Consider the following 14,934-nt stretch of genomic DNA (forward strand, 5'->3'; position numbering starts at 1 on the left):
GATTTAACGGCGGCATGTTAAATAGCGAGCCTCTACTTTTTTAAACACCCTTGTTGTTACCCCTGCATTTTTCAAAATAATAGTGAAGTCTGCATGTCAAAACTGGCAGTTATCCCACGTAAAAAAGCACCTTTATGCATCGGGCGCGATAATTGCACAAATATAAAACGTTTTAATCTTGGCCCGATTTCAGTTCTTGTCTCTATATCTCATCACAAGTTTCACATTCGATCTGAATTCAATTAAATAATCAAAGGGAGGGCTTATGGGAAATGACTTGAGCAGTAAATCATTACCGCCTGAAAGGGGTAAGGGAAGGGGGCTGCTGGCGAATATGAGCGGGCATGCGAAGCTATCGCTGCTCGGGGGACTTTTAATGTGTCTTCTGACCCTGGGCTTTTTATTCGTTATGAACGCTCCGGTACAAGCCTTCGTAACCAAGGGGGCCTCGTGTTCTGCAGGATCTTGTCATGGGGCAACCAACACTGCAGCAACCATCACTACTTCAATCAACGGAACTCCGGGGACATCAATCACGGTAACCGCCGGTAGCACAATTGAAGTCGATTGGTTTTATACCAGCATGCTGACCAACGCGAACAGGTACTCCGGTACTAACCCTGAAATTGCAATTCCTGCAAACTGGACAATTGCAGCCGGTACTGCCAATACCACAGGCCTTACTGGTTGGAACACTGCATGGAATGCCACAGACGGTGCTACATGGAATACCAGCTATAGTACAGCCTCAGAGTTTCCCAACAGCCCTCAGGGGTTCTCTACCGATTATACCGGCACTTCATGGGATAACGGCTCCCGAAACGCTGCTTTCGATGACGGGACCGCTGGTGACCTTGATGGCACTGCAAACAGGATGGGGAGCGATGCACGAATCACTATTCCTTCAAACACACCAGCAGGGACTTATAATATTGTTGTACTTGGTATAGGTCATGATGCTGCTAACGCTAAAGCTCATGTTGAACAGGTGTTGACAATAACCGTTCAAACAGTAGCAAAGCAAACTCCAACTATCAATACATGGCCTACAGCCAGTGCAATCACTTACGGACAGGCACTTTCCTCCTCGACTCTGAGCGGCGGCAGTGCATCAGTTCCCGGTACCTTTGCCTGGATTACATCATCGACAACACCAGCTGTAGGAGCACCAGCACAAGCTGTTCGATTTACTCCTACGGATACTGTCGGTTACAACACCGTTGATGGCACTGTTCCCATTACCGTTAATAGGGCCGCTCTCACGGTAACCGCCAGTAGTCTGAGTAAAACTTATGGTAGTGCCAACCCGGCCCTCACCGTTGCCTACGCCGGGTTTGTTCTTGGCGATACCGCTTCCAGCCTCACCACTCAGCCGACTGCAACGACGTCTGCCACGGGTTCAAGCCCAGCAGGTACCTATGCTACGGTGCCCAGCGGCGGCGCCAGCAACAACTACAATTTTACCTATGTGAATGGGACCCTAACGGTTAATAAGGCACCTTTGACCGTAACCTCAAGTAGCCCGAATAAAACTTACGGCAGTGTCAACCCGGCACTCACCCTTTCTTACAGCGGCTTTGTCCTTGGCGAGACCGCGTCTAATCTCACCACCCAGCCCACAGCAACAACAGCGGCCACGGTTTCCAGTCCGGCAGGGACCTATGCTACTGTTGCCAGTGGTGGAGTGAGCAACAACTACAGCTTCACCTATGTAGATGGTACACTGACCGTTAACCAGGCAGCACTTACCGTTACGGCAAACGATGCCGGCAAGACCTATGGTGCTGCGAACCCTACTCTGGCAGTGTCATACAGCGGTTTCGTTCTCGGCGAGACCGCTTCTAACCTGACAACTCAACCAACTGCATCCACAGCCGCTACAGCCTCCAGTGTGGTTGGTACCTACCCCATTACTGCCAATGAAGGCGTAAGCAGCAACTACAGCTTTACCTACGTTCCCGGCACGTTGACTGTAAACAAAACAATGTTGACAGTTACGGCCGACGATAAGTCAAAGAGCCAGGGGACAGCAAATCCGCCCCTTACTGTTTCTTACGTCGGCTTCGTCCTTGGCGAGACTGCATCAAATCTTGCCACCCAGCCGACGGCAACCACTACAGCAATTGCGTCCAGCCCGGTGGGAACCTATCCCATCACGCCAAGCGGCGGCGTCAGCAGCAACTATGACTTCAATTATGTCGCCGGTACGCTTACGGTGACTGACTTCGTCAAACTTGATCAGACCATCACCTTTGCAGCTCCCTCCGCTAAAACATACGGAGATACGGATTTCAACCCGGGTGCCACGGCCAGTTCAGGTCTGCCGGTCAGCTACACCAGTTCCAACACTTCCGTTGCGACCATCGTTGGTGGCCTTATCCACATCGTTGGAGCCGGTACGACAACCATTACCGCAAACCAAGCTGGGGACGCTACCTATAACGCCGCTACGCCAGTCCCCCAGACGTTGACAGTGAACACGAAGACTTTGACTGTTACTGCCGGCAGTGCCGGCAAGACCTATGGTGCTGCAAACCCGGCACTCAGTGTTGCCTACAGTGGTTTTGTCGGATCTGACACTGCAGCCAGTCTGACTACGCAGCCGACTGCAACCACAGCCGCTATAACCACCAGCCCTGCCGGTACCTATTCAACAACGGCCAGTGGCGGGGTAAGCAATAACTACAGCTTCAACTACGTGGCCGGAACTCTGACCATTAACAAGGCCGCACTTACCGTAACTGCCAACGCCTCCAGCAAGACCTATGGTTCAGCCAATCCCCTCCTGACCGTAGCCTATACCGGTTTCGTTGCCGGTGACACTGCCGCTTCACTTATCAGCCAGGCAACTGCAACCACTACCGCAACGACGACAAGTGCCGCCGGAACTTATCCGATCACCGCATCGGGCGCAACAAGCGATAACTACAACTTCACCTATGTTGCCGGTACGCTGACCGTTAACAAGGCAACTCTTACCGTAACCGCCAATAACGCCAGCAAGCTCTACGGCGCTTCCAACCCGGTCATGAGCGTTATTTATGCCGGTTTTGTCAATGGCGACACCGCTGCTTCTCTTGCCACTCAACCAACGGCGTCCACAACGGTAGTCGTAGCAAGTCCTGTCGGCAATTATCCGATTACGGCAGCCGGTGGAGCCAGCAACAACTACAACTTCACCTATGTTGCCGGAACCCTGACCGTTGACAGGGCACCGCTCACCGTAACCGCCAACAATGCCGGCAAGACTTACGGCGCTGCCAATCCGGCCCTGACCGTAGCCTACACCGGTTTCGTTGCCGGTGATACTGCCGCATCACTTACCAGCCAGGCTACCGCAACCACCGCCGCAACGACAACCAGTGGCGCCGGCACCTACCCGATCACCGCAGCCGGCGCAACAAGCAACAACTACAACTTCACCTATGTTGCCGGAACATTGACCGTTGACAAGGCACCGCTTACCGTAACCGCCAACAATGCCGGCAAGACTTACGGCGCTGCCAATCCCGCCTTTACCGTAGCCTACACCAGTTTCGTTGCCGGTGATACTGCCGCATCACTTACCAGCCAGGCAACCGCAACCACCGCCGCAACGACAACCAGTGGCGCCGGCACCTACCCGATCACCGCAGCCGGCGCAACAAGCAACAATTACAACTTCACCTATGTTGCCGGAACCCTGACCGTTGACAGGGCACCGCTCACCGTAACCGCCAGCAACGCCGGCAAGATCTACGGCTCTGCCAATCCGGCCCTGACCGTGGCCTACACCGGTTTTGTTGCCGGGGATACCGCCGCATCACTTACCAGCCAGGCAACCGCAACCACCGCCGCAACGACAACCAGTGGCGCCGGCACCTACCCGATCACCGCAGCCGGCGCAACCAGCAACAACTACAACTTCACCTATGTTGCCGGTACGCTGACCGTTGACAAGGCACCGCTCACCGTAACCGCCAACAATGCCGGCAAGACTTACGGCGCTGCCAATCCGGCCTTGACCGTAGCCTACACCGGTTTCGTTGCCGGTGACACCGCAGCATCACTTACCAGCCAGGCAACTGCAACCACCACCGCAACCACGACCAGCGGCGCCGGAACTTACCCGATCACCGCAGCAGGCGCAACCAGCAACAACTACAACTTCACCTATGTTGCCGGTACGCTGACCGTTGACAAGGCACCGCTCACCGTAACCGCCAGCAACGCCGGCAAGACCTACGGCGCTGCCAATCCGGCCCTGACCGTAGCCTACACCGGTTTTGTCGCCGGTGATACTGCCGCATCACTTACCAGCCAGGCACCTGCAACCACCACCGCAACCATAACCAGCGGCGCCGGCACCTACCCGATCACCGCAGCCGGCGCAACCAGCAACAACTATAACTTCACCTATATTGCCGGAACCCTGACCGTTGACAAGGCACCGCTCACCGTAACCGCCAACAATGCCGGCAAGACTTACGGCGCTGCTAATCCGGCCCTGACCGTGGCCTACACCGGTTTTGTCGCCGGTGATACTGCCGCATCACTCACCAGCCAGGCAACCGCAACCACCGCCGCAACCACGACCAGCGGCGCCGGAACCTACCCGATCACCGCAGCCGGCGCAGCCGGCAACAACTACAACTTCACCTATGTGGCCGGTACGCTGACCGTTGACAAGGCAATCCTGACCGTGACGGCGGATGACAAGACCCGTGCTGTGGGTGCACCCGATCCAGAATTCACTGCAAGCTACTCAGGTTTTGTCGCCGGTGATACCTCAGCAGTCCTAAGCGGTTTTCCGATCTTGAATACGACCGCTACAGAGACGAGCCCTGTCGGTACCTACCCGATTACACCCGTTCAGGGAACACTGGCCGCGGCAAATTACGACTTCACATTCGTCAACGGTACTTTGACAGTGGAGGCGGCCTCAGTTACGTACCCACTCACGGTATCCATTGCAGGGGCTGGCAGTGTCCACAGCAGCGACGGCTTTATCTCCTGCACCGGCACCACAGGCTGCAGCTATGATTATGCCAGCGGCACAATCGTTACGCTGACAGCAACAGCTTCCAACTCTACTTTTACCGGATGGAGCGGTGCCTGTACCGGAACCGCCCCCTGCGTTGTGACAATGAATGCAATTCAGAATGTTACAGCCACATTTGAGTCGGCTCAAAACGTCAGAATTGGCTCAAACTACTACCTATCGATTCAGTCTGCTTACAATGCGGCCAATGATGGTGCAACCCTGGAAGTAAGGGATCAGAGCTTTATGGAGTTCATGGAAGATATTTTGTTCAACCGTCCTGTTACCGTCATACTCGATGGCGGTAAGGACGCAGGATGGAATAGTAGCGGCTTCAGTTCTGTCAACGGCTCATTGACTATCAGCGATGGAACAGTGGATGTAAGGGGTTTGGTAATTCGTTGAATGGCTATTCTAAAGCAGCAAATGGAAGAGGCTCAATATGAACGGACAAACAGCAAGAAGTGAAACTGAAGGGCGGCGCCAGATGGCGCCGCCTAAGCCCATGACAATTTTAGGCAAGGTGGCAAAAGTCGGTTTTTACCGAGATACACTGCCGCTCTTGATAATAAACATCAAGAAGGAAGATGCCGGCCCCCTTCCTTACAGGGAAGGCGAAAGAGTTTCCATTCCCTTTGTGGTAAACGGGCTACCTTACATTGCCGGGCTGCGTGCAACAACTCGCTCAACCACAGTGATGATCTGTTCTGATCTACTGGATGCGCAACTGAATTCGGTGCGATTGGTGGATGTATTATTCAGCCTTGGATGGACTCACAGGGAACCGGCTTTGGAACTTACCTTCAGGAGTGGAACGGTATGCTGCCTCTGAGTTGATAACGGCAGTGCCGGCTGGTTGAGGTGCATATCCGACAGAAAATCTAAAAGGCAAGAAGCTGTGGCTTAAATGCCCTTGCTTTCTTGCCTTTTTTTCTGACGGCTAATGTGCTGCTTCAATAGGAAATACGAAAACTCTCGAATTGCCCGGAAAATGGCTCTTTCTTTACATTGACTCCGCTTACCTCTGCCCGACTTGGTCCTTCATGGCACCACCCAATCAAGGTCTCCACATCGGTTTCTTCACCCTCGAAACATCCCTGAACGGACCCGTCAGGGAGGTTTTTCACCCAGCCGCAGACATTCAACCTCTGTGCGGTCTGCTGGGTGCTCTGGCGAAAAGCCACCCCTTGCACAAGACCGGTTATTGTTACCATGGCACGAATCTTCACTTGTCATCCCTCCAGCATCTTCAAGAATTCATCTTCCGTCAGCACATTCACACCAAGCTGCCGGGCCTTGTCCAGTTTGCTTCCCGCCTCGGCTCCGGCAACCACATAGTCAGTCTTTTTCGAGACCGAGCCGGCGGCGTGCCCACCTTCATTTTCTACCATGTTTTTTGCATCATCACGGGTGAAGCGGGTGAGGGCGCCGGTGAAGACGAAGGTCTTGCCGGTAAAGCGTCCTCCCAGCCTTTTTTCTTCCACAGCCGGTCTGACTCCTGCGGCAAACATGCGCTCGATCACCTCCCGATTGGCCGGGTTGCGGAAAAAGGTGCGGACGCTCTGGGCCACCTGGGGGCCGACTTCGCGGATGGAAAGCAGCTCCTCTTCCGTCGCCTTTTCCAGGTGCTCGACGCTGCCGAAGGCACTGGCCAGAAGCTTTGCCGTGTGCTCCCCAACGTGCCTGATGCCCAGGGCGAAGATGAAGCGTGACAGCTCCCGGTGCTTGCTGGCCTCTATGGCATTAAGCAGGTTCTCCGCCAGTTTGTCCCCCATGCGCTCGAAACGCATGAAGTCTTTCTTTGTCAGATAGTAGAGGTCGGCGACGGTCTTAACCAGCTCAAGCCGCAGCAGCTGCTCCACGTACTTGTCACCCATCCCCTCTATATCCATGGCATGGCGCGAGGCGAAATGGATGATGGTCTCCCTGATCTGGGCCGGGCAGGTGAGCCCCAGGCAGCGGATTGCCACTTCTCCCGGTATCTTGACGATCTCCGAACCGCACTCGGGACAGGCAGCAGGAACCGCCAAAAGCTCCGCACCCTCCAGCCGCTTCTCTGTCATGACCTTGACCACGGCCGGAATGACATCGCCGGCTCGCTCCACGACCACCGTATCTCCTTTACGGATGTCTTTTTTCTCCATTTCTTCCCAATTGTGGAGGGTTGCCCTGGACACCATCACCCCCGAAACCTCAACCGGCTTGAGATGGGCAACGGGGGTGATGACACCGGTGCGCCCAACCTGGGGAACGATATCTTCGACGACCGTTACCGCTTGTCGCGGCGGAAATTTCCAGGCAATGGCCCAGCGGGGAGAGCGGGTTTTTTCCCCCAGATCGCGCTGCAGATCGAAGGAGTCCACCTTGATCACCACACCGTCAATTTCATAGGGGAGCGACTCCCGTGTCTCGCCTATTTCCCGGTAATAGGCCAGGACAGCGTCGATACCGGCAACTTTTTTGATCAAAGGGTTTACGGGCAGCCCCCATTGGGGCAGGGTGGCGAGCATTTGGCTTTGGGAGGTAAATTCATATCCTTCAACAAGACCCGGCGCATAGCAGAAGATGGAGAGGGGCCGCCTGGCGGTAATCCGTGGGTCCAACTGGCGCAGGGAGCCCGCAGCAGCGTTACGCGGATTGGCAAAGGGGGGAAGGCCGGCTTCTTCCCGATCCATGTTCAGTTTCTGAAAGGGGGCCAGCCCCAGGTAAACCTCGCCCCTGACCTCGACCAGGCTGGGCGGGGGCGAGCAATGGAGGCGCAGGGGGATCGACTTGACCGTTTTCAGGTTCTGGGTGACATCCTCTCCCACATAGCCGTCGCCGCGCGTGGACCCGAACGTGAGGGAGCCTTCCTCATAGATAAGCTCCACCGCCAGCCCATCCATCTTTGGCTCGCATACGTACTCAATCTCCTTTGCCATGGGTAGGCCCAGGTAACGCTTGATGCGCTCGTCGAAATCACGCATCTCTCCCTCATTGAATGCGTTTTCTAGGGAGAGCATCGGCAGGCGGTGGCTTACCTGGTTGAATTTATCCAGGGGGGCCGCCCCGACCCGCTGGGTGGGGGAGTCCGCGGTGACAAGGTCCGGGAATTCCTTTTCCAGCTGTTGCAGTTCGCGCAGGAGCAGATCATACTCGGCATCGGTGATTTCGGGCCGGTCTTCCACATAGTAGAGGTAATTATGACGGTTGATTTCCCGGTGCAGCTCCTGTATTCGAAGCTGTGCGGCTGTTCTGTCCATGGGTGGATTGGCTCCTCGGCGGGGTGTACGAATATGGTGTTTATAGCACAGCGGGGGAGGGTTGGCAAATGCAGGGAAACCCAACGTATTTTTAGCTGACAATAATTTTTGTCATGGGTAAAATGCCCCCCCTCAATCCCCTTATTAGGCAACCAACTGCGGGAGCGGGCGGGTATCAGTCAGGAAAAGCTGGCGGAACACGTCGGGGTATCAAAGGGTCAGATACAAAAATATGAATACGGCAAGGACAAGATGAATACGGATAAGCTTCAGCGGGTGGCGGATGCGCTTTCAGTGTCTGTTCAGGAGTTTTTTGCAACCGGAGAGGATGTACTGCCCCTTGCCGTTTCCGAAAAACTCCTCCTCGACGCCTACCGCTCCATCCCCAACAAAGAAATTAAAGAAAGTATCCTCAAGATAACCACCAACGCTACCAGGCACGACGATAAGGAATAACAGTCGAAATCTGTCCTTAAAGTTGTCATGAATTTTGGGATGTGTTACTGTTTTCGTGGTAGCGGCCCTCTATGACTTCTGACGAGGAGACAGATATGAAAATAACAATGGAAGAAATGACGATAGAGCTTTTGGGACTTCCTGTTGCGAAGCGGGCCTTGCTGGCAAAACAATTGATCTCCAGTCTCGACAATGCGGAGGGTGAAGACGTCGAGGCGCTGTGGGTGCTGGAGACAGAAGCCCGCTATGCAGAGATTGAAAATGGTACTGTGGAATGCCAACCGGTGTATGAGGCGTTGAAGGAAGCAAGAGAAGAATTGAAATGAAGCCTGTTGTCATCCACCCTGAAGCGAAAAGGGAGATGATTGCTTCTGCCGTTTTCTACGAGGAACGCATTTCCGGACTTGGCAAGCTCTTTCTTGACGAGGTCGAGAAAGGTTTCAAACTGATAGCCGAACGCCCCGAAGCATGGACCAAATTTTCTTCCCCGAATCGGCGCTTGATCCTTCCCGCTTTTCCCTTCGGCATTATTTTCCGCAATGAATCAGATCGAATTTACATACTTGCCGTCATGCACTTGCGACGTGAGCCGGGCTACTGGAGACGTCGCCATTAATCGGACGCTTGGCACACATATCGCCTCCTTGATTTAAAAATCTGCCTCTGTTATCAATGACCAGCCGGGTACAATCTGACCCGGCTGTTTTGTGTCTGACGATCCCATGGGAGACGGAATTTGCTCGATTTATTCAACCTCAATCCCCAGCAACTGGCGGCGGTAAAACATACCGAAGGGGCGCTCCTGGTCCTGGCCGGGGCGGGTTCCGGCAAGACCGGGGTCATCACCTACCGCATTGCCCATCTGCTTCTGGACAAGAAAGTGCCGCCGGCCAATATCCTGGCGGTGACTTTCACCAACAAGGCGGCCAAGGAGATGCGGGAGCGGGTGGATGGACTGGTGGGGCGGGCCGCCTGCAAGGGGCTCATCATCTCCACCTTCCATTCCCTGGGGGTGCGCATCCTGCGCCGGGACATAGAGCGGCTCGGTTACAAGAAGAATTTCTCCATCTATTCGACCACCGATCAGATCGGCCTGATCAAGCAGATCATGCGCGAGGTCAATATCGACGGCAAGAAGTTCGATGGGGATACCATCATCTGGAAGATCTCGGCGGCGAAAAACAAGCTGATCACCCCGGACCGCTACGTTCCCCGCTTCGGCGACGAATACGAGCTGCTGGCAGCGGAGGTCTATCCCCGCTACCAGTCGGCACTGAAGGCCTTCAATGCCATCGATTTCGACGACATCATCATGCTGACGGCTGACCTGCTGCAGAATCACCCCGAGGTGCTAAAGCACTGGCAGGAACGCTTCCGCTATGTGATGGTCGATGAATATCAGGACACCAATGCCTCCCAATATCTGCTGGTACACCTCCTGGCCGGCGGCTACGGTAATCTCTGTGTGGTGGGGGATGACGACCAGAGCATCTACGGCTGGCGCGGCGCGGACGTGGGCAACATTCTTGATTTCGAGAAGGATTTCAAGGAGTGCCGGGTCATCAAGCTGGAACAGAACTACCGCTCCACCGGCAATATCCTGGAGGCAGCAAACCATGTCATCGGCCACAATGAAAAGCGTAAGGAGAAACGGCTCTGGACAGCTTCCGGCAGCGGCCGTCCCCTGGACATCATTGTCGTTCAGGATGATGAAGAGGAGGCCACCACGGTGGTCGAAAGGGTCCAGGTGGAGCGGCTGGCCCACAATCTTGCCTACAGCGACTTTGCCATCCTTTACCGTACCAATGCCCAAAGCCGTGCCTTCGAGGAACAACTGCGCTTCGAGGACATACCCTATGTGCTCATCGGCGGCATGCAGTTCTTCGAGCGCAAGGAGGTAAAGGACGCCATTTCCTACCTCAAGGTGATCGGCAACGCCAATGACGAGATAGCTCTGTTGCGCATCGTCAACTTCCCCAAGCGGGGGATCGGCGACAGCACGGTGGTGAGGATCAACCAGTGGTCCATGGAGCAGGGCTGTCCCCTGTTCGAGGCCTTCGGTAGGGTCGACGAGATCGAGGGGGTCGCAGAAGCGACAAAGCTGAAAGTGCGGGATTTACACCGGCTGCTGGCCGAGGAGATGACCATTTTCGAGCAAGAGGGTGAACTGGCGGAAAAAGGGAAGCGGCTTTTCAAACGTCTGGGACTGGAGGACGAGCTGTACCGGACCATAGATGATCCGGTGCTGGCCAGGAGGAAGGCGGAAAACATCGAGCAGATCGTCAACTCCATGGCTGCCTATGAGGAGAGGATTCCCATGCCTTCCCTGTCCGGTTTTCTGGAAAAAGTCTCCCTCATGGACGAGGACCGCTTCTCGGGCAAGGACAAGAAGGAGCACGGCCGAGATGCCGTGACGCTCATGTCGCTCCATTCCAGCAAGGGGCTGGAGTTTCCTTTTGTCTTCCTGGTGGGGATGGAAGAGGAGATCCTTCCCCACAAGCGGTCCATCTATGAGGATTTTTCCGTAGATGAGGAGCGCCGGCTCTGCTATGTGGGGATCACCCGCGCCAGAAAACATCTGGTGATGACCCGCTGTCTGCAGCGCAAGAAGTACGGCAAACTGCAGGAACGGGTGCCGAGCCGGTTTCTTGAAGAAATTCCGGCGCATCTGGTCAAAGAGCAGCAAGGCATCGCAGCCAAGACCTTGACCGAAGAGGAAACGGATAAAATGGCCGATGATTTCTTTGCCAGGATGAAGGCGATGCTGGAATAACTGCTGTCAGGGCAACGGCAGATTTTGCTCCGGCGACTGGCATTTCCATTTTCCCATGTTACCTTTATTACTGTAGGGATTCCTGCGGTGGGGAGGAGCTATGGACCTTTATCAATTTGCCATGAAGATGGAAGTGGACGGCAAGGCTTTCTATGAAAAAATGGCGGCAGAAACCCCGCACCGGGGCCTGAAGAGTGTCTTCTCCATGCTTGCCGCCGACGAGCAGAAACACTATGACACCATTGTCGCCATGCGGGAAGGTGGCGCTGTGACAATGGCCGACACGACGGTTCTGGAAAACACCAGGAACGTTTTCGAAGGGATTCGCGCTGAAAAGACCTTGGCGGAAGGCCTGAGGAAGGAGCATGACGCCTTCCAGTACGCCATGAAGATCGAGGCGGACAGTGTACGTCTTTACGAGGACATGGCAAAAAAGGAAAATGATGCAGCGATTATTGCCCTGCTGCAGAAGATAGCCGATGAGGAGAAGAAGCATTACAACATCGTGGAAAACCTCTACGACTACACCCTGCGGCCGGAGTATTTCCTGGAGTGGCGGGAGTTTTCCAATCTGAAGCCGCTTTAGAACAACCTGCTCGTTCACTTGCCGATGGTCTTCTGCCCCGGCTTCCAGCCAAGGGGGCAAAGGGCGCCGGACTGCAGGGCTTCCAGCACCCGCAGAGTCTCCTCGACGCTTCTGCCCACATCCATGTTGTGCACCACCTGGTACTGCAGGATTCCTTTGGGGTCGATGACGAACAACCCCCGCTGGGCGACCCCTTCCGCTTCATCAAGAATCCCGTACTGTTCTGCGGCTTCCTTTTTCAGATCGGAAAGGAGAGGATAGTTCAGCTTGCCCAGGTCGCCCCGCTTGATCCAGGCCAGATGGGCGTATTTGCTGTCCACCGAAACGCCCAGCACTTCCGCTCCCAGTTTTTTGAACTGGGGAAGGGCTTCATTGAAACCCTTGATCTCGGTGGGGCAGACAAAGGTGAAATCCATGGGATAGAAAAAGAGCACCAGCCATTTTCCGCTGTAATCCGACAGGCTGATGGTGGAGAATTCTTTCCCCGGTTCAGTTCCGACAACCCCGTCAAGGGTGAATTCCGGCGCCGGTTGTCCCACCTTGGCCTGCTTTGCCTTCATCATATCCTGCATGCTGTGCATCATCATCCTGGCCGGCATGTCTGCAGCTGCCTGTACCGGTGTTGTGGCGAAAAATAAACACACCACGCCTGCCATGACGACCATGTATCTCAAGTTCATCTGTGGCTCCTTGTGCCTGGATTTGTCATCTGTTGATTGTATCCAAGCAGGATGGCTTTGCAAGGCTTTGCACCGGCGAAAAACAGTTCTCCTTTGCCGGCTTTTGTGGTAGAAGGAGAACATTCTTATGTGAAAAGGAGAATTGGTGATGAGTGAAGAGCAGAATCCCCAGGTGGTGATGGAAACATCTATGGGAACGGTAAAAATTGAGTTGTTCAAGGACAAGGCGCCCATCTCGGTGCGCAATTTCCTTTCCTATGTGAAAGACGGCTACTACGACGGCCTCATATTCCATCGTGTCATAAAGACCTTTATGGTCCAGGGGGGTGGCATGGATGCCGACATGCAGCCTAAAAAAACCAAGTTCGCCATCAAAAACGAAGCCGCCAACGGGGTTTCCAACAAGCGCGGCACCCTGGCCATGGCCAGGACCAGCGTTGTCGACAGCGCCACCTCGCAATTTTTCATCAATGTGGTTGATAACCCGTTTCTTGACCACCGGGGCAAATCTCCCGACCTCTTCGGCTATGCCGTTTTCGGCCAGGTGAGCGAAGGAATGGATGTGGTCGATGCAATCAAGGAAGTCAAGACCGGTTCCAAGGCAGGTCATGGTGACGTGCCGGTGGAGACAGTTTTCATCAACTCCATCAAGCTGGTCGAGTAGTTGCATTTACGCACAAAGAAAAGGCCGGGGAAGATTCTGCGGCCTTTCCTTTTGCCTGAAGCCTGCTCCCCTGCTCACCCCCCCTCGATCCCCCCTATGAAACAGGGAATCACCCCCTGCTCACTCCGTTCGCTTCCCCCCTATGAAATAGGGGGGACTGAGGGGGGTCACATTGCCGCTATGGGGCAGAGGAGATTACCTCTCCCGTTACCTTTTCCCGTTCCACTCCAGTTATCCTCACCAGTTGCTCCGTCTTCAACAGGTCATCATCCCCCTCCATGAAAACCGGAATATAGTTGCGGGACAGCCCCTTGAGCAGGTCGCCTTCCCGGGTCTGGACAAGTACCTGAAGTTTTTCGCCGATGAAGCTGCGGTAAAAGGATTTTTTCTTTTCTTCGGACAGCTTGCGCAGGGCCTTGGCCCGCTCCTTGATGACACTGCTGTGGACATGACCTTCCATGGTTGCGGCTGGGGTTCCCGAGCGGGGAGAAAAGGGGAAAACGTGGAAATAGGCAAGTGGCAGGGATTCCAGGAACCGGTAGCCATCCTGGAATTCATCATCGGTCTCGCCGGGGAAACCGGTGATGATATCGGTGCCGATACAGATGGAGGGGAGGTCGGTATCGAGCTTCTCCATTACCGAGCGGAAATCAGCGGTGGAGTAGTTGCGGTTCATGGCCTTGAGCACGCGGTCGTGGCCGCTCTGCAGCGGGATATGCAGATGGGGACATACTGTAGCTGATTTGGCAAGGAAGCTGATCAGGGCATCCGAAACCTCGGTGGGTTCCACCGAGCCGATGCGGATCCTTTCCACCAGCCGCTCTTTTTCGGCGGCGTTCAATAGGTCGAGCAGCGACAGAGGCGGGTTCAGGTCCAGCCCATAGGCACCCAGATGGATTCCGGTAAGGACCACTTCCTTAAAGCCGCGCTCGGCAAAGGTCCGGATACCGGCTAAAGCTTCTTCCAACGAGACGCTTCGGCTTCTGCCCCGTGCATAGGGGACGATACAGTAGGAACAGAAGGCATCGCAGCCGTTCTGCACCTGGAGAAAGGCCCTGGTATGCTCGGCGAAGCTCTCCAGTCGTGTCCCCCGTTCATTCAGTTCACGGGAGATGTCTGACACCAGCACCCGCTGGTTTTCGCCAAGATCCTTGAGCATTTCGGCAATGCCTTTTTTTTCGCTGTTGCCGAGGATGAGATTGACCCCCGGCATGTCCTGCAGTTCTTCGAAGGCGACCTGGGCGTAACAGCCGGTGACGACGATCTTTGCCGAGGGATTCTGCCGTGATGCGCGGCGGATGAGGCGGCGGGATTCGGCGTCGGTTTTGGAGGTGACGGTGCAGGTATTGATGACGTAGATATCTGCAGCACCATCAAAGGGGACAATGGAGAAGCCTTCCTTGCCCAACGTTTCGGCCATGGCGGCCGATTCGAACTGGTTTATCTTGCAGCCGAGCGTGGTTATGGCCACCGTCTGTTTTTGTTTATTCACCATTCACCATCACCCATCTAT

General features: G+C 54.9%; 12 protein-coding genes. 8 read left to right on the forward strand and 4 right to left on the reverse strand.

From position 1 onward, the window contains the following. Positions 1-265: 265 nt before the first annotated feature. Positions 266-5,425, forward strand: a complete 5,160-nt coding sequence (locus GEOB_RS09795; protein WP_012647053.1) for a beta strand repeat-containing protein — start codon at positions 266-268, stop codon at positions 5,423-5,425. Positions 5,426-5,462: 37 nt separating this feature from the next. Beyond that, a complete protein-coding gene (locus GEOB_RS09800) occupies positions 5,463-5,852 on the forward strand; it encodes a hypothetical protein (RefSeq protein WP_012647054.1) in 390 nt (129 codons plus the stop codon). A gap of 121 nt (positions 5,853-5,973) precedes the next feature. Here GEOB_RS09800 and GEOB_RS09805 read toward each other — a convergent pair whose 3' ends face one another. Together GEOB_RS09805 and ligA are read right to left on the reverse strand one after the other, a co-directional pair. Further along, on the reverse strand, positions 5,974-6,249 hold the full coding sequence (locus tag GEOB_RS09805) for an acylphosphatase (protein WP_012647055.1): 276 nt from the start codon (positions 6,247-6,249) through the stop codon (positions 5,974-5,976). Positions 6,250-6,252: 3 nt separating this feature from the next. Next, the gene (ligA, locus tag GEOB_RS09810; RefSeq protein WP_012647056.1) at positions 6,253-8,262 is read right to left on the reverse strand and encodes an NAD-dependent DNA ligase LigA; all 2,010 of its coding nucleotides are present in this window, start codon (positions 8,260-8,262) and stop codon (positions 6,253-6,255) included. 108 nt (positions 8,263-8,370) lie between these two features. Between ligA and GEOB_RS09815 the strand changes: the two genes are divergently transcribed. The 5 genes from GEOB_RS09815 to GEOB_RS09835 all read left to right on the forward strand — a co-directional run bounded on the left by GEOB_RS09815 (position 8,371) and on the right by GEOB_RS09835 (position 12,077). Continuing rightward, positions 8,371-8,718, forward strand: a complete 348-nt coding sequence (locus GEOB_RS09815; RefSeq protein ID WP_012647057.1) for a helix-turn-helix domain-containing protein — start codon at positions 8,371-8,373, stop codon at positions 8,716-8,718. 95 nt (positions 8,719-8,813) lie between these two features. Then, complete coding sequence (locus GEOB_RS09820; RefSeq protein WP_012647058.1) at positions 8,814-9,044, forward strand: addiction module protein; 231 nt, start codon at positions 8,814-8,816, stop codon at positions 9,042-9,044. Then, positions 9,041-9,334: a type II toxin-antitoxin system RelE/ParE family toxin gene (locus tag GEOB_RS09825; RefSeq protein WP_012647059.1), complete on the forward strand. Its 294-nt coding sequence runs from the start codon at positions 9,041-9,043 to the stop codon at positions 9,332-9,334. Before GEOB_RS09820 ends, GEOB_RS09825 begins: the two co-directional genes overlap by 4 nt. 120 nt (positions 9,335-9,454) lie before the next feature. Further along, the gene (locus tag GEOB_RS09830) at positions 9,455-11,491 is read left to right on the forward strand and encodes an ATP-dependent helicase (protein ID WP_012647060.1); all 2,037 of its coding nucleotides are present in this window, start codon (positions 9,455-9,457) and stop codon (positions 11,489-11,491) included. 100 nt (positions 11,492-11,591) lie between these two features. Next, the gene (locus GEOB_RS09835; protein WP_012647061.1) at positions 11,592-12,077 is read left to right on the forward strand and encodes a ferritin-like domain-containing protein; all 486 of its coding nucleotides are present in this window, start codon (positions 11,592-11,594) and stop codon (positions 12,075-12,077) included. A 14-nt stretch (positions 12,078-12,091) separates the two neighbouring features. Here the strand turns inward: GEOB_RS09835 and GEOB_RS09840 are convergent, their stop codons facing one another. Further along, positions 12,092-12,658 (reverse strand): peroxiredoxin, encoded by a 567-nt coding sequence (locus tag GEOB_RS09840; protein ID WP_407638385.1) that lies wholly within the window; start codon positions 12,656-12,658, stop codon positions 12,092-12,094. Positions 12,659-12,905: 247 nt separating this feature from the next. On the opposite strand from GEOB_RS09840, the gene GEOB_RS09845 reads away from it, so the two are divergent. Continuing rightward, the gene (locus GEOB_RS09845; RefSeq protein ID WP_012647063.1) at positions 12,906-13,421 is read left to right on the forward strand and encodes a peptidylprolyl isomerase; all 516 of its coding nucleotides are present in this window, start codon (positions 12,906-12,908) and stop codon (positions 13,419-13,421) included. 178 nt (positions 13,422-13,599) lie between these two features. On the opposite strand, the gene mtaB is transcribed toward GEOB_RS09845, so the two are convergent. Then, entirely contained in the window at positions 13,600-14,916 is a 1,317-nt protein-coding gene (gene mtaB, locus GEOB_RS09850) for a tRNA (N(6)-L-threonylcarbamoyladenosine(37)-C(2))-methylthiotransferase MtaB (protein WP_012647064.1), read from the reverse strand. Positions 14,917-14,934 lie beyond the last annotated feature (18 nt).

The sequence above is a fragment of the Geotalea daltonii FRC-32 genome (genome assembly GCF_000022265.1).
In the GTDB taxonomy this organism is placed as follows: Bacteria; Desulfobacterota; Desulfuromonadia; order Geobacterales; family Geobacteraceae; genus Geotalea; species Geotalea daltonii.